This is a genomic window from Agriterribacter sp., from assembly GCF_035445465.1.
GTDB lineage: Bacteria > Bacteroidota > Bacteroidia > Chitinophagales > Chitinophagaceae > Agriterribacter.
On the sequence record NZ_DAOMQT010000016.1, the window covers coordinates 39,318 to 60,142 of the forward strand.

Consider the following 20,825-nt stretch of genomic DNA (forward strand, 5'->3'; position numbering starts at 1 on the left):
TATTTTATTATTTCACTAAACAGATGCTTATTGGTCACTTATATTCCTGTGTCTGCCTGTTGCTTAATCCCGTATATACTTATCTTTCTCTTCCCCATACCTTATACCCCACACCTCATACCTTATACCTGAATTGTTATCATGGCCAAAAGTCCGGTCTTACATTGGTTCCCCTGCGGGTACAGTCTATACACAAACCGGTAGAGCCCGTGTATCCTACTACAGCCCTTCCTTCCCGTACTTCATCTATAACAAGATTAGCATTGCCTCCAAAGGCAGCATCAAGACTGTCTTTAATATTAGGTATGGTAATCATTTCGCAATAAAGTCGGTACCGCCAGCCGGGCACTTCTGCCCGGTTAATGAATATTCTTTTCTCAACAACAGAACTGGCATACATATAGCCAATGACCATTTCATTGGGGTCGGCGGAGCAGTATATATTACCGGAGCTCGTGGAAGGCTGGGGGTCAAAAATGCTACCCAACTGTTCCGAGTTTTTTTTCATTTTTTCTAAATATTCAAAAGCGCCCCTGCTCAGTGCTCTCTGTTTTACGTTGATGCTGTATTTTACGCCCAGTTTCCAGGAATCATCAGGTATAAAAATAAGCGGCGCCCGGTGAATAACATCTCCGGTGAGTTTTGCGGATGAGCCAATCAGGATACTGGTAGACGCTGCAGATTGCCAGCAGGTATACAAACTGGAAGTATTATTCCTGCTAACCATACTGTCATCTATATATTCCCACAAGGATGGATAATTGGAATGAAATTCCCAGGTTTCCATAAACTGCCAGGCATAATAGCGGGTGTTGTTTTGCGGGTCGTGGGTATTGGCATATACGTCAATACCATTCTCTGCTCTTACCCAGCTAATGCTGTCAATAGGCGGTGTTGTTTTTACATCTACAAATTCAGAAAAGTAAGATTTACCATTGGTTGTTTGTATGCTGATCCTGTATTTTTCCGCGGGGTTCAGGTTAACCGGCGCTCCGGAATAGGTACCTGCCGCAGTTTCAGCAAGCGGGTAATGCAATCCATCTTCGCTTTCTATAAAAACGAGGGCAGAGCGTTCGGGTTTAACAGGCACGCTGTCGTTTGGCTTAAGCGTGCGGCTAAGCTTTATGTGGGTACTGTCGCTGCCGCTATTGATAAATCCTTCCACTACAAGGTAGTTTTTGTCAACCGCCGATTGAGGAAATGGAAATTTTTCTTTGCAGCCGGGCACAGTTATAGCAGCGGCAATGATTATTGCATAACAAGCCTTTTTTATGGACAATATTTTTCTATTCACGCATTATTTATTTTGGCTTCAATAATCATGAGCAATAAAAATTAAAACCTGATATTAAAATTGGCATAAATAATAGCGGCGCCAAAAATGGATAGCTTATACCCGTTAATCACGCCGTTCTCCGATACAAAATATACCGAGTAGGGATTTTTTCGGCCTAACAAATTATATACGCCAAACGTCCACGAATTATGTATTTTTTGCTTCACCTTGTGATTGCCCTCTATGTTCAGGGAAATATCCGTCCTGAAGTAATCCGGAATGCGGTAAGCATTTCTGTCTGAATATAAGGCCCTCATGCTTCCTTCGTAATAATACCTGCCTATGGGTATCGTAATCGGCCGGCCGGTGCTGTAGGTAGTATTGAGTGAGAAGCTGTAGCGGTGTGAGAACCTGTAATTACCTATGAAAGTCAGCTCATGCGGCTTGTCGTAATTAGCCGGGTAAAATGCCCCGTCATTAATAACCTCTCCTATGGAAGGGTCATTCATTTTAAGCAGGGTTCTGGACCATGTGTAGCTGATCCAGCCATTGAGCTTTCCTGTTAGCTTTTTGACCATCAGCTCCACTCCATATGCTTTACCCGAAGTATTAAACATATCTGTTTCAATATGCTCATTTAATACCAGCACCGCGCCACTCTTATAATCCAGGTAATCCTTTATGCTTTTGTAATATACTTCCGCCGAAGTTTCAATGGTATTGGATTTAAAATTCTTATACAGCCCCACCGAAACCTGCTCGCCGTACTGGGGTTTAATGTTGGGATCGCTGAGCTTCCATATATCTGTTGGCGCCATAGCGGTGGTATTGGAAAGCATGTGAATATACTGGCGAAGGGAATTGTACCCGGCCTTAACGGAAAAGTTATCTGTAAAAGCATACCTCAGGGAAAGCCTGTATTCCGGCCCCTTATAATTATTGATAAATTTTCCTTTGGCATAGGATAGGGTATCTGTTATATTGCTTAATTCTTTCGGCAGCCCCGGTGCATAGTGATATACGGTGTTGGGTCCAACATAATTGTATAAAGAAAACCGTAAGCCTGCCTGCAGGGAAAGGGCAGATGTAATATTGTATTTCTCAGTTACGTATACAGCGCTTTCCAGTGCATGTTCTGCATTAACCTTCTCCGGCGCTACCAGTGATTTTTCATTGCGTGGGCCAAATGACCCCGGGTGCAGGGTATAGTAGATGGAATTTAATCCAAAATCGAGGGTATGTTTGGAGTTTACAAAGTAATTGAAATGCAGCTTGAAATTGGTTTGATTGATGTCAAACTTCATGGTATACGCGTTTACGGGATTTTCCTCGCTGTAAATTTTATAACCATAAGCATCGTAGCCTGCTGTAACTAAGCTTTGCAGCTTGTTGTTGTATACATGCTTCCATTTCAGCGAAATATTTTTATTACCGTATCCATATACCGTATCACTGTTCAGGTTAAAGCGGTCGTTGCTTAAATAACCCGTTAGGTACAGGTCATTTTTATCGTTTATTTTGTGGCTGATCAGCAGGTTCACATCATTAAAAGAGGCTTTACTGTGTTTGTATTCATTGGGTAAATACTGTAACAGCCAGTTGGCGTAGGTTGTACGTCCGCCAATAATAAAGGAGGTTCTGTCTTTTTGAAGAGGTCCCTCAACATTGATGCGGCTGGTTAAAAGTCCTATCCCCGCTGAGCCGGTTATTTTTTTCTTATTGCCTTCGCGGCTAACCACATCCAGCACCGACGACAGCCGCCCGCCGTATTTAGCGGGAATGCTGCTTTTGTATAATTCAACGCTGCTAACCACATCAGGATTAAAAGCCGAGAAAAAACCGAAGAAATGCGAAGGATTATAAATAGTGGCATCATTAAAAAGAATAAGGTTCTGATCGGCAGACCCGCCTCTTACATTAAACCCGGTGCTGGCTTCGCCTACCGTTTTTACACCCGGCAGCGTTTGCACCACTTTTAATATATCGGCTTCTCCAAATGCTACCGGAATTTGTTTGATGGTTCTGATATCTACTTTTTCGAGCCCCATTTGCAGGCTGTTGATATTAGCCGCTTTTTTAGCGGAGATCACCACAGCCTTAAGCGACAGGATGTGATCGCGCATATCTATATTCAGGTTGCCATCTGCGTATAGCATCACCTGCCGCCAGGTATCTTTTTTGCCGAGGCTTTGTATATTAATCATGTGCCGCCCTTTGGGCAGCGTTATAGAATAATAGCCAAACTGGTCGCTGGTTACGGAAATTTTAAGCTTGTCGGAAAATACGGCGGCCCCGGGCACAGGTTCTCCTGTTGTGATATCACGAACATAGCCCGCTAATTTTGCGGTGCCTTGTAGTGTGCCCTGTGTTTTAATACCAATTTCATATAATTTGTTTTCCAAAGCGGCAATTTGAGGTTTAGTGTCTTCTTCAAAATCGGTAAGGAGGTCACCCGGTGTGGCCGCAGTGTCGGGCGTTTTACTTTTACGGGCAAAAAAATCATCGGGCAATGTGGTGGCAATGGTTGTTCCTTTGGTAATAAAAACCGCTTTATTATATAGGGTATGCTTATACTCCGTATGGGCAAAAGCGAGGTTCAGCACCTCCGGCAGCGGCTGGTCTTTTATGATCAGATCTACTGTAAGGCTGTCGAACCCCGTAGTGTCATAATAAAAATGATAACCGGTTTGTATTTCCAGCTCGTTGATGAACCGGCTGGCCGCCAGGTTTTTAAACTCCCCGTTTATAACGGGCCATTGGCTTTGCTGGGCATGAACGACCGGGCACAGCAGTATGAAAAAAGAAAATAATAGGATAAGGAGAGAAATGTGCTTCATATCACCTGTTTAATACATCGTATTGTTCTGCCATCAGCTTCATCGCATATTCACGGTTTTTCCTGAATTTGATCTTCTGATTTTTCAATGCCTGCTTTAATGCCGCTCTTTCATCTTTAAGCAATTTTAATATAGATGATTCCGTATAAACATCATGGTATGTGCCATCCCTGAAAAGAAAATACCTGTCTTTCTGGTATACTTTTCTTACTACCGCCATATCCGGAATAGATTCCTGGATGAACTTATTTCTTTTAGCATATAGTTTTATTTTTCCATCGTACAACCTGTCGTAAAAACCTTCCTGTATATTTCCTTCCGTAATACTGTCTCTTCCCAGGTGTAAAAAGTAATGCCCGTGTATATAAAAGGAATCAATTTTACTGCGGATAAGCTGCACCAAAAATACTTTATTATAATGCTGGATAATGAGTTCATCTTTAATGATATCGTACAACATGGGAACGTTGCTGTATACCATCCTGTCGTAATATACCCTGCCGTTGGTTAAAACGGAAGTATCAAAATAGGGGTGGCCTTCTTTTAAAAGGTGGGTGTATTGCACATATTCACTGCCGTTATACAAGCCGGACTGTTGCTGCAGTGCCTGGTAATATATGTTTACAGCATTGGTTTTTTGAAGCCGTAGCATAGCGGTATCAGCCATGTGTTGCGCATTGGAGGGCGTGGAGATAAAAAATAATAAAGCAAAAAAAACAGATGCCGGGCCGCGCAACCCATTGTTTTTTCCGGGAAGGCTATACTTCATATTTAAAAAAGGATTCAATGTTAATGCTAATTTCTGTTTTACCCAAATCATTTATGCGTGGCGGCAAATCATTTTATGCTTTAATGGAAGTGTGTCATTGCGTATCGTTAAAAAATTTTTTGCCTCATACTTCATACCTGAAACCTCATACCTGATCATCTTAAAACCCTACTTTTGCAACAACTTAAAGATGGAACTCATTGGATATATTACGGCTGTTTTAATTGGTGTATCACTTGGACTCATAGGTGGTGGCGGTTCTATTTTAACGGTGCCGCTATTGGTATATGTGTTCAGGTTGCCGCCTGTTATCGCCGTTTCCTATTCCCTTTTTATTGTTGGAACTACCAGTCTTCTCGGAGCATTCGATAGTTTTAGAAAAGGACAGGCAAGCCTTAACCTTGCTTTGCCGCTGGGTATCGTATCACCTGCAACGGTGTTCTTTGTACGAAGGTACGTTGTGCCGCATATTCCTGAACAGCTTTGGACTGCCGGAAGGCTGGAGATCACCAAATCGGTGCTTACCATGATATTATTTGCAGTGCTGATGCTGGCTGCCGCGGTGTCAATGCTTAAGAAAACGGCTGCGCCTTCAGCTAAAACCCCCACAGTCCGGAGCAGTAAGGATTATTTTCATCTGGGGTTATTTGGACTGGGTATTGGATGTGTAACCGGTTTTTTAGGTGCAGGCGGAGGCTTCCTTATTATACCGGCTTTGGTATTGCTGTTAAAGCTCCCTATGAAGGAAGCCGTTGGCACTTCTTTATTTATTATAGCTATCAATTCGCTTGTAGGCTTTACCGGCGACCTGGGGCATTACGTCATTGACTGGTTCTTTTTATTATGCATAACGGCAATTGCTTCTGTTGGCATCCTCATCGGCGCTCAGTTAGCCAAAAAGATACCTTCGGAAAAATTAAAAAGAGGGTTCGGATGGTTTGTGCTTGTGATGGGCATGTATATTATTGTGCAGGAAGTAATGATATTGTGGGGGTAAGATAGCTGTCAGGTGTCAGGAGCGTAACCGCTAACCACAGAATGAACGCTCCTTCTTTCACTTCTTTAGTTTTTAGTTTATCGTTTGTGGTTTACTGTTGCATTTCGCTTCGGATTTCGAAGTTCCGGCTTCCGGCTTTGTCTTTTACCTGATTCTTGGCCTTCCTCCGGGCTTGGTATTTTGAAGTATCTTTGCAGCAATATAAAATTTAAGGCATGAGAGTAGAACAAATATATACAGGCTGTTTGGCACAGGGCGCATACTATATTGAAAGCAAGGGTGAAGTGGCTATTATTGATCCCCTGCGTGAAGTGAAACCTTATATCAGGAAGGCGGAAGCTGATAATGCCAAGATCAAATACGTTTTTGAAACACATTTTCATGCCGATTTTGTATCCGGTCATATAGACCTGGCCGCCCAAACGGGAGCAACTATCGTATATGGTCCAACGGCGCAGCCCGAATTTGACGCTTATATAGCCAAAGACGGCGAAATTTTTACATTGGGCAATGCCACTATTAAAGTAATACATACGCCGGGGCATACCATGGAGAGCGCCTGTTATTTGCTGATGGATGAAAAAGGTAAAGCAAAAGCCCTGTTCAGCGGTGATACGCTGTTTATTGGAGATGTAGGACGACCTGACCTGGCACAAAAAATAAACAAAGAGCTTACCCAGGAAAAGTTAGCAGGTTATTTGTACAACTCGCTGCATGAAAAGATTCTTCCTTTACCGGATGATATTGTTATATATCCCGCACATGGCGCCGGTTCGGCCTGTGGTAAAAATATGAGCACGGAAACTACGGATACGCTGGGTAATCAAAAGAAGTATAACTATGCGCTTCAGCCTATGGATAAAGAAGCCTTTATTACCGCGGTAACGGAAGGGTTAACGCCCCCGCCTGCTTATTTTCCCAAGAACGTGATGATGAATGTGCAGGGCTATGAAAGTATAGATAGTGTGCTGAAGCAAGGCACACAGGCGCTGAGCCCGGAGGCTTTTGAAGCGGCGGCTAATGAAACAGGCGCGTTAATGCTGGACACCCGTTCACCGCAGGATTTTGCAAAATGCTTTATACCCAATTCTGTAAATATAGGCATTGACGGAAACTTCGCTCCCTGGGTAGGCGCCCTCATTACTGATATTAAGCAGAATATACTGCTGGTAACTGATGAAGGCCGGGAAGAAGAGGTGGTAACCCGTTTGGCAAGGGTTGGCTATGATAACGCGATCGGTTACTTAGAAGGAGGTATAGCAGCATGGCAAAAAGCGGGTAAGGAAACGGATAGCATAGAAAGTATTTCCGTTGATGAACTCGCCGGTCGCATGAAAGCTCAACCAGGACTAAATATTATTGATGTGCGCCGGGAAGAGGAATATAACGCGGGGCATTTCCCCGGCTCAAAAAACCTGGCGCTTGACTATATCAATGATCATATCAGCGAGGTAGATAAAAATAAAACCGCTTATGTGCATTGTGCCGGTGGATACAGGAGCATGATCTTTAATTCTATTCTCCGCTCCAGGGGATACCACAACCTTGTAGATATACAGGGCGGGTTTAATGCGATAGCCGCATCCGGCAATTTTAATTTATCCGGAAAAGCTGCTCCTGTTTCAGAATAAGATATATCAGAATAAGATATAGAAGTGAGAAGTGAGAGGTGGGAAGGTTGCATGTTACAAGGTTGAAGGTTGCAGGGAATTCCTTCAACCTTCAACCTTGAAACCTGTAACTTGCAACCTGTCTACGCTTCTCTTAATACGCCAAATTTTTTATCGAAGGTGGGAGCATGCGCATACAACATATCAATGAACGATGGTCCGTAACGGGCATAATAAGGCAGTATATTTTCAACCCTTTCCTGCAGGGTGTTACGCGGAAACAAAGCCGATTTTAATGTATGCAGTTGAACACTTTGCACGGTATACCTTTTCTTTTCGGCCCTGAGCATTTTCTTTTCTAAGCTTTTCAGTGCTTTTACCGCTTTTGTTTCCAGCGCGTTCACATGCTGTGTAAGGGTTGTATCAACCCGCTGTGAAACCGTTCCGATATGCTTATACAATGCTGCTAACTGATGTGTTTCCTTTTCAAGCGTTAACTGCAGGCTGCTCCGGGATCTGACGATATTATTCAGCAGCAGGGCTTCCTCTTTAAAAAGCGCTTCGGCAGCAATGTTGAGCTTATCCATGAGCTGCCCCATTTTTTTTTCTGCTATCAAAAAAGAATTGCGCAGCAGCAGCACAGGGTAGGGCACTCCATAATGCGTGAACATATCTTTTAGCTCAAGCCAGTAAGCGATTTCGGAACCTCCTCCTATAAATGCCACATTGGGTAAAATGGTTTCCTGGTATAAGCCACGCAATACCACATTAGGACTGAACCTTTCGGGATGCGCATGCAATTCATCTGAGATGGCTGCAGAAGAAAAGCAGATGTCTGTATTATTAACTGTAAAACCATCGCCGGTTTTAATGATCCTTTCCCTGGTACTGCCTTTCATATAGAACAGGTTAATGTCTCTGGGATTAACCTGGGCATGATAGGCAGCGGCGAGCTGTTGCGCTGTTTGTGTAACAATGGTTGCGGGTGTATGCCTGAAAAGATCGTCTTCAAATACCCCTGTCATTGCTTTTTTTAAGGCCGCGTCATCGGCAATCAGCACTACCAGTCCATACGATTCAAACAAGGTGTTCACTAACTTTAATGTAGCCTCCTGCACGGTGGAAGACTGGCAGTAACAGCTTTTTAGCAGTGCAACCAGTTGCTGTCCATGCTCCAGTACGCCCAGTTCCCCGCTGATGCGATGGATCAAAGCATCCAACCCCTTTGTATGCATTTTGCCCACTGCGCCTGTTTGACGGGTTTCCCATACCAGCTTTTCATTGTTTAAAAAAATATGGTTGAGCTCTTCCTGGTCATTGTCTTCACTGCCCATATAATATACCGGAACAAAATGATTTTGCGGGAACGCGGTATTCAGTTCATCGGCCAGCTTAATAGCGTGCACAATTTTGTATATAAAATAAAGATAGCCGGTAAACAGGTTGGGCTGGTGCGCAGTGCATACGGTAAACGTATTGGAGAATGCTAATTTTTCTATATTGGCTTTTACTTTTGCCGAAGCGGCTATTCCTTCATATTGCGTTTTAAGAGCCGCAACCAGGATTGTGCGATCGGTACTGAATGCCTTTCTTGCGTCAATAGCTCCTGCAATTCCCTGCAGGTCGGGTGTATATTGATAGAAGGGTTGTAATGATGTATGCTGGTGCAGGTAATCAATAGCCAAAGCAGAAAAAGCGTTGGTGCTGTCGTAACTGATCCATTCGGCGGTAAAATTCATATCATTCACGGTAAAATATGGGGCAAATTAGCTAATTCGTATAAATGGATGGGGAATTTACATTTTTATTAAGAGAAAGCGCGCATACGATAGCTGTAAAAAGCTACAACCTCCTGTGTAAGGAGGTTGTACTTGAAGTTGATTGACACTAACCCACCATATATGTTGAATAGCTTACCTCAGGAGAGGCATACTGCATGGGTTCAATTTTAAAATCCTTTGCTGCAGCGAGAACCTGTTCCGGGCACACCGCTTACTGTCATTGTAACTATGAAGATACGGCCATTTTTAGCCGGTATCAATACCGTAAAGTGGGTATAAAATGTTAATTTTTTTTACGAAGAAGAATCATGCTGTTCCTGCAAAAACTTTAAAATCAAACAATTGCAATACTTTTGTATATGTTTTTTTCTAATTAAAATGCACACCTTTTATGATGCCCAGCTCCAGTCCGCGCAATTCTGCCAGTCCGCGCAAACGGCCAATGGCAGAATAGCCGGGGTTAGTGGTTTTATCCAGGTCATCCAGCATTTGATGACCATGATCCGGACGGAAGGGTATGGGGTGGGTAGCCTGTTGCTGAATGGTGAGCAGGGCTTTCATTACAGCATACATATCCGTATCACCATCAAGATGATCTGCTTCATAAAAGTTTCCCTCCCCGTCTCTTTGTGTATTGCGTAAATGCGCAAAGTGGATGCGGGTGCCCAGCGCTTTGATCATTGCCGGCAGGTCATTGGCGGGGTTGGCGCCCAGCGACCCTGTACAGAAGCAGATACCGTTGGACGGAGCTTCTGAATACGAAACAATATCTTCCAGGTCTTTTTGAGAACAAACAATCCGTGGCAGGCCCAGTATATCAAAAGGAGGATCGTCCGGATGGATAGCTAACTGAATACCCAGCTCAGCCGCCGGCGGCGCTACCTGCTGTAAAAACCAGGCGAGGTTGCTTTTCAGTGCCACACGGTTTATATCCTTATACTTTTCCAGCTCTTTTTTCATTCCTTCCGTTGTACGTCTTTCTTCCCCGGGGATGCCGAATAAAATAGTATTTACCAGTTCTTCTTTTTCGGCTGAAGTGTAGGTATTGTTTTTTTGGGCTGCTTTTTCAATGATAGCGGCCGGATACGTTTTTTCGGCGTCTTTTCTTTGCAGAATGTGCACATCAAAAAGCGCCAGGTCGCTCCAGTTAAAATAAAGCGCTTTTGAGCCATCAGGCATGGTATAATTAATATCTGTTCTTGTCCAGTCGTTTACCGGCATGAAATTATAGGTAATGATCTTTACGCCGCAGGCAGCGAGGTTGGCGAGCGATTGCTTATATTTTTCAATCAGCTCCACATAATTGCCGCTGCGTGTTTTGATGTTTTCGTGCACGGTAAGGCTTTCCACTACACTCCATTCAAAGCCCCCCGCTTTCAATTCATCAATTCTTTTATTGATCTCTTCTTTCGTCCATACCTCCCCGTGAGGAATGTGGTGCAGCGCGGTAACAATGCCCTGTACACCTGCCTGCTTAATATCGCGGAGACTTACAGGATCATTAGGACCAAACCAGCGCCATGTTTGTTGTAATTGTTTGATATGCATATTATTGTTGTTTATAGCCATATATTAAATTTAATCAGCATCCCGGTTTGTGTTACCGCGAAACGGAAGATAGAAGAAGCTGGTTCGTGCAGACACGAACGAAGACATTGATATTTTGCCACGAAGTCACAAAGGCACGAAGAAAATAAAATCTGAAGATCAGGACTTTGTGTCTTAGTGGCATATCTTCTGTAACCGGCCCTTTTGAGACAGCCCCTTCGATACCTTATGCGGAAATATACGTTAAAAAGTGAAAAGCGAAAGATTTGATCTTCCGCTTTTCAGTATAATCAGGAGTCCTGGAATTATTCCGTTGGTATTTCCGTTAATGGCGCCACATTATTCTGGAAGCCATCATATCCTTCGTTTTGATTTAAAGTGCCTTCTACATTACTGTTTATAGCGTTCTGGGGTATCGGCCAAAGTACATGGTAAGGGCTCATCGTATACCTGTCGCCGTGATTGGTTACCACGCCTTTATTGTAAAAATTATTCTTCTCCATGATCCTGTCATAAAAGAAATTATCGGTAGAGAAGTTTTGCAGGTTATAGGTTTTACCGTTATAGGCCGTTTTTCCTGTTTGGGCAAACAAATACGATATCCGTGTAAGCTCAACCTTGCGTGGTTCTTCGTAATACAATTCCCTGCCGCGTTCATCTAATATGGTGCCGATATTTACATCTGCTGCCGTTATGGGTTCTGCGCCTGCGCGTACCCGTATCTTATTGATATCTTCCGCGGCAAGATCGTTTTGTCCTTTCCAGAAATATGCTTCAGCTCTCAGCAAATAGGTTTCTGCCAGGCGAAAAACATACCAGTCCGTATGTCCGCCGCTGGGGGTTGCGTTTTCAATATCCGGAATATATAGCTTGTAATGCGGCCAGTCGAACCAGCTTCTGATGGTATCAGCACAAAGAATACCTCCGGAAGAATTGTAGAGCTGCAATGGTTTTCCGTAATACGGATCTGGGGTGGTTGTTTTTAATGCCGGGTTGTTGTATACCAGGTCTTCCATCCGCATCCAGTTACCCGGCGCATGGCGCAGATCGTTCGGATCGTCCCATAAGGTATGTGTACTGTACCAGGTAGCCCGGCAACGTCCTATAGCCCTGCCGAAATCAGTAGCCTGGTCATAGTCAATAGCCGCGTTGTTCTTCTTTAATGCATCCGTTGTTCCCCTGTTGCCGTTGGGCGTTATTATGTTATTGGAAAACCAATAAGGTACGGCCTGCCGCATGGTAGAACCGCCACCGGCGAAATCGCCATTGTCTTTATACCCGTTCCTGTCTATAACCAGCATTAAGGCTTCAGTGTTTTCTGCCCTTGCTTTATTAAGCGGACGATGAAGATCCCATACTACATTTTTAGAAGCATCATCCTTATCCACGCCAAATCGTTGCGTCATCAGGGCATGTACACCACCATCTATAACACGGCTGGCCGATACAATGGCGTCATCGAAGTTTCCTAATGCAAGGTTCACTTTGGTGAGTAAATGGCTTACGGCTCCTTTTGTAACTTCTCCTCCATTGGTTTTTGCAGGAACCCATTGTTCCGCGAATTCCAGGTCTTGCTTCATTCTTTGAAGGATCACTTCGCGTTTAACAGAGTAAAAATCAAGTTTGGGCGCTGTTACTTCCTTCATTATGGCAGGAATATCACCAAATTCATTGGTGAGCATATAATACCTGTAAGCCCTGTGAAAATAAGCCGCTCCCAATACCGCGTTTTTTTCTTCTTCCGATTTCCATGTGGGCTGATCAATATAAGATATGGCCGTATTGGCGTATTTGATGCCCTTATAACCCTCATGCCAGTACCATCCGATCCGGTTATAATCTACATGGTTTAACTGTGTGGTGGGCGTGATCTGTAAATTCAGATCCTGTGCCGGTCCCGATTTGTCTGTTGTGCCTTCAACGGCCATTTCCGAAAAGATCAGTTGGGTAATAATGGGAGCGCCATCGCCAAACCATTCATAACGCAAATTGCGTTCGCAGGCTATTATCGAACTTTTTAACCCTTCGGGCGTGTTGAAGGTATTTTCGGGAGTATAAAAAGATTGTGGTTTGGGTATTAAAAAGTCTTTCTTGCACGAAGCCGTCAATGCAATTGTTGCAATTGCCATTATGGATAGTGCAGGTTTATATAAAATTTTCATTTTTCTGATATTTATGTAGTGATTGGATATGGTGCTCACTGCTACTTTGAGCTTTGTTCTATAAAGTAAGATTCAAGCCCAATGTATATATCCGCGGTGTGGGTCCACTGTTTTCCGGATCCCAGTAGGTCCATTGCTGTGCATACATTGCTGCATTTTTGATTGTGAAAAAGAACTTCAGATCCTCAGTGCTGATCCTTCTCAGCAGGTTTTTAGGAACCGAATAAGCGAGTGCCACATTGTCTAAGCGGATGAATGATTTTTTGCGGTACACGCTGTAACTCGCACTGCCGTCATTAGAAGCCAGTCGTGCGTAATCGTTTGTTGGATTGTCGGCTGTCCAGAATGGAAATGCATATGAGTTCACACGATCTGGGAATGCATTGCTCCTGTTCTTTGCCTGGTTATAGGTGGCCATATGGCCCCAGTAGGAATACATCATAAATGAGAAACTAAAATTCTCAAAAAAAGTAAATTCATTGCGTAGTGTCCACCGGAAGCGTGGCTCGGTATAGCCCAGGAACTCCCTGTCGGCATCGGTATACTTACCGTCATTGTTTACATCTTTGATCTTAAAATCGCCCGGATAAACACCATATGCACGTGCCTGGTCAAATTCAGCGGTTTGCCAGATGCCTAATGCGTTTTGATCCCATACAACGTCTAAGGGTTGTCCAATAAACCATTTATTTGTCTCGTCGTCCGATTCTTTCTCTCCAATAATATTTCCGTTGGCATCTTTTATATCTGTTTTAGAGCCATACAGATGCACAATTTTATTGCGGTTCAAAGAAAAGTTCAATGACGTGTTCCAGGTAAAATTATTTCTTTGAATATTCCTGGAATTGAGCCCTATTTCTATTCCTTTATTATCAACCTGACCAAGATTATCCCAAACGATATCAAAGCCCGTGACATCGGTAAGAGTTCGCTTTACAAGCAGATCATTTGTTTTGCTCTTGTACACATCAATGCTCCCGTCTATCCTGTTGTTGAGCAGGGCAAAATCAAGTCCTACATTAAAGGCGGTAGTGGTTTCCCATTTCAGTAGTTTGTTCTGCATATTGTTTACATATAACTGTGAAACCTGCTGGATAGTTCCGTCAGGTAGCACATGCAAATATTTACCGGTTTGTAAATCTGCGAGTGCGACATACCTGCCGATATCTCTGTTGCCGTTAAGCCCGTAGCTTATTCTTAATTTGCCATAGTTCAGCCATCCCGATTTCAGGAAGGGCTCATCACTAAAAACCCAGCCTATTGCTGCCGAAGGGAAAGTAGCTCTTGGGTTGCTTTGCCCAAATGCCGAGTAACCATCGCGCCTTGCTGTTAAGGTTAGCATGTAGCGGTCTTTATACGAGTAAAATAAACGTGCCATTAATGCATCTGCAGTGCTCACCTCATCTCCAAACTGGGTGCCATCGCCCTCGTCGCTGTATACGCAGGTATTGCAGGGAACAGTAATGGTTGCGGCTCCCATATTGTGGTAACCCAGTACATCACTGGGCTGAAAACCCGTGCCCACTACTTTATTACGCCATACCTGGTATTTTTCTGCATTGGCCAGTAAGGTTACATCTACATGATGATCCCGTCCAATGTTTTTACTCCATGTTAACAGGTTATCTACCTGCCATTGATAAATGTTACGGTTTTCCCTTGTTGCAATACCTCCAACATTTGTCCAGTCCTGGTACTTTGAAGATTGCCCGTTAAAATAATTGTACCATTCAAACCGTGGTGTAAAGTTCACCTGGTATTTTATATCAAATGGCAATGAAACTTTTGCATAGATACTGGAATTGAGGGTATAATATTTTTTCAGGCGGTCGGTGTATTTTGGAACGGCGAAGGGGTTTGCTCCGCCGCTGGCTTCATCGTTGGGTCTGTAGCGATAATCGGTTGAATCGTTGTTCCAGAAAGAACCCCATGGTGAATTGGCTGTAATCAATGCCCAGTCTACAGGTACGGCGCTTTCGTCTCTTACGCTAAACTGTGTATTGGTACCCACACTTAAAAAATCCGTTACTTTAGCATCTATATTGATGCGGGTACGCACTACATTATAATCATCACCCACTACAACGCCTTCGTTTTTCATATAGCCCATAGACCAGTAATAGCTTATCCTGTCCTGCCTTCCGGAAAGGCTTATATTATAATCCTGGCGTTGCCCATTGTGGAACATCATGTCGTACCAGTTTTGGGTACGCCCGGCTTTGTAGTTGGCAATTTCAACCGGCTGCAGGTTTAACCTTTGCAGCCAAACGGTAAGAGGGTCGGCAGTGGGATTAGAATTATCGTAAGCCAGCCAGTCGGCTACAGGTATGTTCGATGGTAGTTGTCGGGGATCATCGAACTGGTAAGGCTTTGCATTAATGTTTGTACTGTATTGCGCATTTCTTCTCCAGGTATATAAAAACTCCTCGGCGTTGTATACTCTTTCATTAACGCTCATGGTGGCAAGACCTGTGCTGGCATTAAAGTTAATAACAGGTTTGCCTGTTTTACCTTTTTTAGTGGTAACCTGAATTACGCCACTTGCCGCTTTAGCGCCATATACGGCTGCAGAGCTTGCATCTTTCAATACGTCAATGGTTTCAATATCATTGGGGTTAATGTCGGCCAGGGCGCCATAATAAATAATTCCATCTAATACAATAAGTGGGCTGGAGCCTGCATTCAAAGTGTTTTTACCTCTTACCTCCAGTGATGCATCCCCTTTTGGAGAAGCGGTGAAGCCAATATTCAAACCCGGGATATTTCCACGTAAAATATCCTGGATGGATGCGGGCCGTTCATTTTCCAGCTGGGTAGCTTTTACTGAAGACACAGCTCCTGTAAGGTCTTTCTTTTTGGTAGTGCCGTAGCCGATCACTACGATCTGGTCTAACTGGGAAGCTTCTGCTGCTTCCAGTTCAACGTCAATGGTTGATTGTCTTTTTACCGCTATGGTTTGCGTTTTGAAACCTATGGATGAAAATACAAGGCTCCCGGAGCCGGGTACTCCCGTTAAGCGGAATCTGCCTTCATCATTGGTGGTAGTACCATTGGTGGTACCCTGAACGGTAACAGAAATTCCGGAAACGCCATTGGGCCGGTCGGCCGTGGTTACCCTGCCCTGCACCGTAATGTTCTGTGCGAGCGTGGTTTGCCACTGGCAAAGCAGGAGGATGCATAAAAGCACCGGTAACCTGCGAAGTTTTCTCTCCTTCATAATAGCAAGTTTTGTTAGTTATTAATAATCTGTTTCGGTTTGGTGCTTTTCTCAGTTAACAGTATTCCTATTGTTTTTTATTTGAATGAATATGTATTTACTATGGTCGTATTTCCCTGTAACCTGAATCAATTTCAAATCCGAAGGTTTTAATTTCGAAATCCGAAAGAATACAAACCTGCAACTTGTAACCTGCATCTTCAATCTGAAAGCCCAGGGCTGAAAGCCGATAGCTCAAAACCCAATAGCATTACCCCCGTCTACGGGCAGCACGATGCCGGTAATGTATCCTGCCGCATCAGATGATAAATACACGGCCGCATGTGCTATGTCTTCCGGTGTTCCCAGTTTGCCCATTGGTGTGCGTGATAATACCCGTTGCTTTCTTTCTTTATCGCCATTGAGCGCTTTGGACGACATATCCGTTTCTATAAAGCCCGGCGCTATACAGTTTACTCTTATGCCCAACGGAGAAAGCTCTACCGCTAAGCCACGTGTCATTCCTTCTACTGCTGATTTTGCCGCCGTGTAGGCAATTACTTTTGGTATGCCATATTGCGATGCCATGGAACTCACCATAATGATCACACCCTTTTTTCGTTTCACCATTTTTTTTGCGCACTCCCGGCTCAGGGCAAATACCGCCTGCTGGTTAATGCGGATCACTTCTTCATATGCTTCATCACTCACTTCCAGCGCATCCTTTTTAAGATGGATACCGGCATTGTTTACCAGTATGTCAATGTCACCATGTTCTTTTTCTACGGTTGAAACAAATGTTCCTATGCGTCCTAAGTCTTTAAGATCGAAAATCAGCCCTATACACTTTTCTCCCAGTGCCTTACATGCTTTATTCATGTGAGCTTTATTTCTTCCTGTAATGATCACTTCGGCGCCGTATTCAATAAATGCTTTTGCAATAGCAAATCCCAGCCCCCTGCTGCCGCCGGTGATCAATGCTTTTTTGCCAGTTAGATTAAACTTATTGGTTGTTGTCATAAAAAGTAGTTAGATCAATATTATTCGTCTTTTACTTAACCTGTTTTTATGGGCAATGCTCCGCCCTGCGGCACGTTAAATTGTTTTTTTCGGGCCGTCCTTTAAAGTTGCTATTGTTATTTATGCCAGGCTAAAAGCAGTTAATTTTTCGTTGCTATTTCCAGTGCTTTAGTTGTAGTGTAATATTTAGTTATCATATTGGGCACTTCCCATTCCGGAAGCTTTTCTTCTTTGATGTATTGTAAATACCTTTCCATCACCTGTCCAAAATGGGCTTCGTGCCCTACATCGTATGACGCGGGTATGATCACTTTCCATTCATTTCCCTGCTTTTCGGCTGTTACACCCGGGTATTTTGCGGCAATGGTTGTTATAGCCTGTTGCACTGCTGCGCCAAAATCTTCCTGCGTGCTGCCGGAAGGCATAATGTAGAGAACGGGTTTGTAATTTTCTGCCTTCCCCTGTCTTATTTCCAGCGTGGCTTTCGTACCTTTTATGATCTCATGATGGGTATCGCCGCCTTCTGCGGCTTTATAATCCCAACGGGCAATGATCTTAACATGAATATCTTTTAACGTATAATTCATTTCGCCGTTGGCGTGCGTGTTTAAAATGGAATCCTTAACGATATCCGGTTTCAAATACTCCGGGTAAGCATCCTTACCTGTAATGGATGCGTACTGCGATAAGGTTAAAGGCGTTGGCCAAACACGGGCGGTGTGGATCTGAATATCTTTCGTATAATCGAGTGATATGCCGGGAAAGCATTGCCACTGCACCAGGTCAACCAAGTGCGTGCCTACGTCTGCTATGGCATCGCCCTGTTGTGCTGCATCAAAAAACCATTCGGGCCTCACCAGGGGTTTACCTGAAACGTTTTTATAAAAGTAATGCACGCTTTCAATCATTACAGCCGGGTCTTTTTCCGTTCCTTTTGTTAGTTCGCCGAACAGTCCCGGCTGGTGTATCAGCTCCTGTTGCAGGATGTTGGTAATTTCCGAACGCTCGGTCATAATATCATAAAGGAGCACATTTTTCTTTCCCGCGCCGTCAAATGCCTCTACCAGTTTGGTAAAATTAGTACTGTTAATGGCCATGGGTTTGTCTGCCAGCACATTCAACCCTGCCGCCACAGCTCTTTGTATATAATCTGTTTTTAAGCGGTTGTTGCCCGACAATACCACTACGTTGCCTTTCTTTTCTTCCAGCATTTTTTCAGCAAAATTGTTTCCCGTATATACCTGCTCATTCCAGTGCGTAGGATTATCCGCTCTTTGATTGTATTGCTTCACTAAGTTAAGGTAAGCTTGCAGCTCAGGTCCATCCGGCGCATACACATGAACGGTAGTATCAACGCCGGGATAGCTCACTTTTTGTACCAGCGCGGCATGGAAATGCCCGGGATCGAGTGTAAGCAGTTTAACCATGCTGCTGTCTTTTGTTCCGTTATCTTTTTTATCGCCTGCAGACTGGCAGGCTGTTGCTCCTATCATTAAAGCCGAAAATAATATGGTAGTATATCTTTGCATAATATAATTTAATAAAATCCGAAGCCGGAAGTCCGAAATCGAAAGAATACAAAAGAACCAAATAACAAGAACCAAATAACAAGAACCAAATAAATTCAAATTCAGAAAATCTCAAATCTCACGCTCTTTCTCCTTCCCTCATTTTCAGATTCTCCCATTCCAAAAACCTGTTAGAACTGCTCAGCAACAAAGCAACGCGTCAGTCCTGACAGGTTACCCTTCTCTCATTTTCAAATTGCCACATTTCTCACACTTCCACATTTTTCACATTGTCATATCATCGTTCTTACATTAAATCCCTTTTCAATCTGGTACGGCCATCTTTGTGAGCGCACCAGCATGGCATTGGCCTCATCATCGTTTTTAAACCGCTCGGTTACAGGATCCCAGTATAATTTCCGGTTCAGCTTCATAGCGCTGTGGTTCAGCAGGCAAACCGAGCAGGCCCGGTGACCGGCTTCTATTGGCGCAATATGGGGAGCTCCCGTAATAATGCTGTTCAGCCAGTTGGCATGATGATCTTTACTGTCAATAAGATGAATCTCATTTTCGCCAATAACGGATGTCAGTATTTTAGGATCACTGGCATCTAATGCCTTTGCATTCTTGTTCTTTGAATCGGGATCGCTGGCCGTTACGGAATAATTACCGCGTGCCACAAAGATCCATCCTTCTGATCCTACAAATTTTACTCCGTTGGTATAGGAATTGCTGGCCAATACTTTTACACCATTGGCAAAAAGCGTTTCTGTTTTATAGTTGCCGTGTACATCCCATAAGGCTTCTTTGGCCGGCCAGTCTGAAGTGCCTGATATTTCAACAGGGCCGGTATTTTCCGTTCCCATGCCCCAGTTGGCAATATCAAAATGATGGGCGCCCCATCCCGTGATCATGCCTGCGCCAAACTGCTCGCAGCGCAGCCAGCCGGGACGGGAAAAATCTTTTTGAGGGTGCACTAATTTTTCGGTGTAGGGAACATAAGGTGTGGCGCCAAGCCATTTTTCGTAATTCAGGTTTGGTGGAACCGGCATTTCCTTTTCCACGGTGCTTTCTTCCGGTTTGTCTATAGGAAGCCCAACATAAATGGTATGTAATTTTCCAATTCGCCCGTTGCGTACCAGCTCACAGGCCTTCCTGAACTGCGGCATTGAACGTTGCTGGCTGCCCACCTGTAGTATGCGTCCCGATTTCAGCACTTCATCACTCAGTATCCTCCCCTCGCTGATGCACAGGGAAGCGGGCTTTTCCATATACACGTGTTTGCCTGCCCGTACGGCATGAATGGCGGGGAGCACATGCCAGTGGTCGGGCGTTGCAATAATTACGGCATCTAAGTCTTTATTGTCTAACAGCTCTTCGTAGTGTTCATAGGTTTTTGTGCTGTTGTAGCCCGACTGCCCTTTTTTTATATAATAATCATTTATTAATTTTTTAGCGCTTTGCACCCTGTTGCTGTCTAAGTCGCATACGGCCAGTATCCTTGCGCTATCCTGCTTTATTACGCCGGGAATGTCCCAGTCGCGTGCTATCCTTCCGGTGCCGATAGCGCCCACATTTATACGATTAGAAGGCGCATATTTTCCCAATACCGATGCAGGCACTATAGAAGGTATATTGGCCAGCATAGCGGCTCCTGCCGTACCTTTTAAGGTGTTTTTGATGAAATTTCTTCTGGAGGATACTGTTTTTTTTCTGCTCATGATAACTGGTTTTTTATTAATGGCTTTTATTCATATATTATTTGTGTTCCTGTGTTTCTACTGTGCCTATGTGTTTAAATGTATTCTTTTAACACATAGGATCATAGGCCACATAGGTACACATAGGGCTTTTGTTTCTTCTATTGTGTTCCTGTGTTTCTACTGTGTCTATGTGTTTTTCCTTCTTCTTTTAACACATAGGATCATAGGTCACACAGGTACACAGGGCTTTTGTTTCTTCTATTGTGTTCCTGTGTTTCTACTGTGCCTATGTGTTTTTCCTTCTTCTTTTAACACATAGGATCATAGGCCACATAGGTACACATAGGGCTTTTGTTTCTTCTATTGTGTTCCTGTGTTTCTACTGTGCCTATGTGTTTAAATGTATTCTTTTAACACA

12 protein-coding genes are annotated in these 20,825 nt (G+C 43.8%); 2 read left to right on the forward strand and 10 right to left on the reverse strand.

Translation table 11 applies throughout. The features are described 5' to 3' along the window. Positions 1 to 139 precede the first annotated feature (139 nt). From PLE34_RS10380 to PLE34_RS10390, 3 genes are read right to left on the reverse strand one after another with little or no spacing between them, the layout of a single operon-like run. On the reverse strand, positions 140 to 1,294 hold the full coding sequence (locus PLE34_RS10380; protein WP_324556556.1) for a DUF4249 domain-containing protein: 1,155 nt from the start codon (positions 1,292 to 1,294) through the stop codon (positions 140 to 142). 41 nt (positions 1,295 to 1,335) lie between these two features. Next, positions 1,336 to 4,113: a TonB-dependent receptor gene (locus tag PLE34_RS10385; RefSeq protein WP_324556558.1), complete on the reverse strand. Its 2,778-nt coding sequence runs from the start codon at positions 4,111 to 4,113 to the stop codon at positions 1,336 to 1,338. Between the two features lies 1 nt (position 4,114). Continuing rightward, a complete protein-coding gene (locus PLE34_RS10390) occupies positions 4,115 to 4,882 on the reverse strand; it encodes a hypothetical protein (protein ID WP_324556559.1) in 768 nt (255 codons plus the stop codon). Positions 4,883 to 5,072: 190 nt separating this feature from the next. On the opposite strand from PLE34_RS10390, the gene PLE34_RS10395 reads away from it, so the two are divergent. Both PLE34_RS10395 and PLE34_RS10400 read left to right on the forward strand, forming a co-directional pair. Further along, positions 5,073 to 5,879: a sulfite exporter TauE/SafE family protein gene (locus tag PLE34_RS10395; RefSeq protein WP_324556560.1), complete on the forward strand. Its 807-nt coding sequence runs from the start codon at positions 5,073 to 5,075 to the stop codon at positions 5,877 to 5,879. A 215-nt stretch (positions 5,880 to 6,094) separates the two neighbouring features. Next, positions 6,095 to 7,510 carry an MBL fold metallo-hydrolase gene (locus PLE34_RS10400; protein WP_324556561.1) on the forward strand — a complete coding sequence of 472 codons (1,416 nt, stop codon included), beginning with the start codon at positions 6,095 to 6,097 and terminating at the stop codon, positions 7,508 to 7,510. A gap of 122 nt (positions 7,511 to 7,632) precedes the next feature. On the opposite strand, the gene bshC is transcribed toward PLE34_RS10400, so the two are convergent. The 7 genes from bshC to PLE34_RS10435 all read right to left on the reverse strand — a co-directional run bounded on the left by bshC (position 7,633) and on the right by PLE34_RS10435 (position 20,425). Next, positions 7,633 to 9,228 (reverse strand): bacillithiol biosynthesis cysteine-adding enzyme BshC, encoded by a 1,596-nt coding sequence (bshC, locus tag PLE34_RS10405; protein ID WP_324556562.1) that lies wholly within the window; start codon positions 9,226 to 9,228, stop codon positions 7,633 to 7,635. 411 nt (positions 9,229 to 9,639) lie between these two features. Further along, entirely contained in the window at positions 9,640 to 10,839 is a 1,200-nt protein-coding gene (gene uxuA / locus PLE34_RS10410; RefSeq protein WP_324556563.1) for a mannonate dehydratase, read from the reverse strand. 284 nt (positions 10,840 to 11,123) lie between these two features. Next, entirely contained in the window at positions 11,124 to 12,947 is a 1,824-nt protein-coding gene (locus tag PLE34_RS10415) for a RagB/SusD family nutrient uptake outer membrane protein (RefSeq protein WP_324556564.1), read from the reverse strand. 91 nt (positions 12,948 to 13,038) lie between these two features. Further along, positions 13,039 to 16,197 carry a SusC/RagA family TonB-linked outer membrane protein gene (locus tag PLE34_RS10420; RefSeq protein WP_324556565.1) on the reverse strand — a complete coding sequence of 1,053 codons (3,159 nt, stop codon included), beginning with the start codon at positions 16,195 to 16,197 and terminating at the stop codon, positions 13,039 to 13,041. Between the two features lie 234 nt (positions 16,198 to 16,431). Then, entirely contained in the window at positions 16,432 to 17,196 is a 765-nt protein-coding gene (locus tag PLE34_RS10425) for an SDR family NAD(P)-dependent oxidoreductase (protein WP_324556566.1), read from the reverse strand. Between the two features lie 140 nt (positions 17,197 to 17,336). Next, positions 17,337 to 18,725 (reverse strand): putative oxidoreductase C-terminal domain-containing protein, encoded by a 1,389-nt coding sequence (locus tag PLE34_RS10430; RefSeq protein ID WP_324556568.1) that lies wholly within the window; start codon positions 18,723 to 18,725, stop codon positions 17,337 to 17,339. Between the two features lie 272 nt (positions 18,726 to 18,997). Further along, positions 18,998 to 20,425 carry a Gfo/Idh/MocA family protein gene (locus tag PLE34_RS10435; protein ID WP_324556570.1) on the reverse strand — a complete coding sequence of 476 codons (1,428 nt, stop codon included), beginning with the start codon at positions 20,423 to 20,425 and terminating at the stop codon, positions 18,998 to 19,000. Between the last annotated feature and the right edge of the window lie 400 nt (positions 20,426 to 20,825).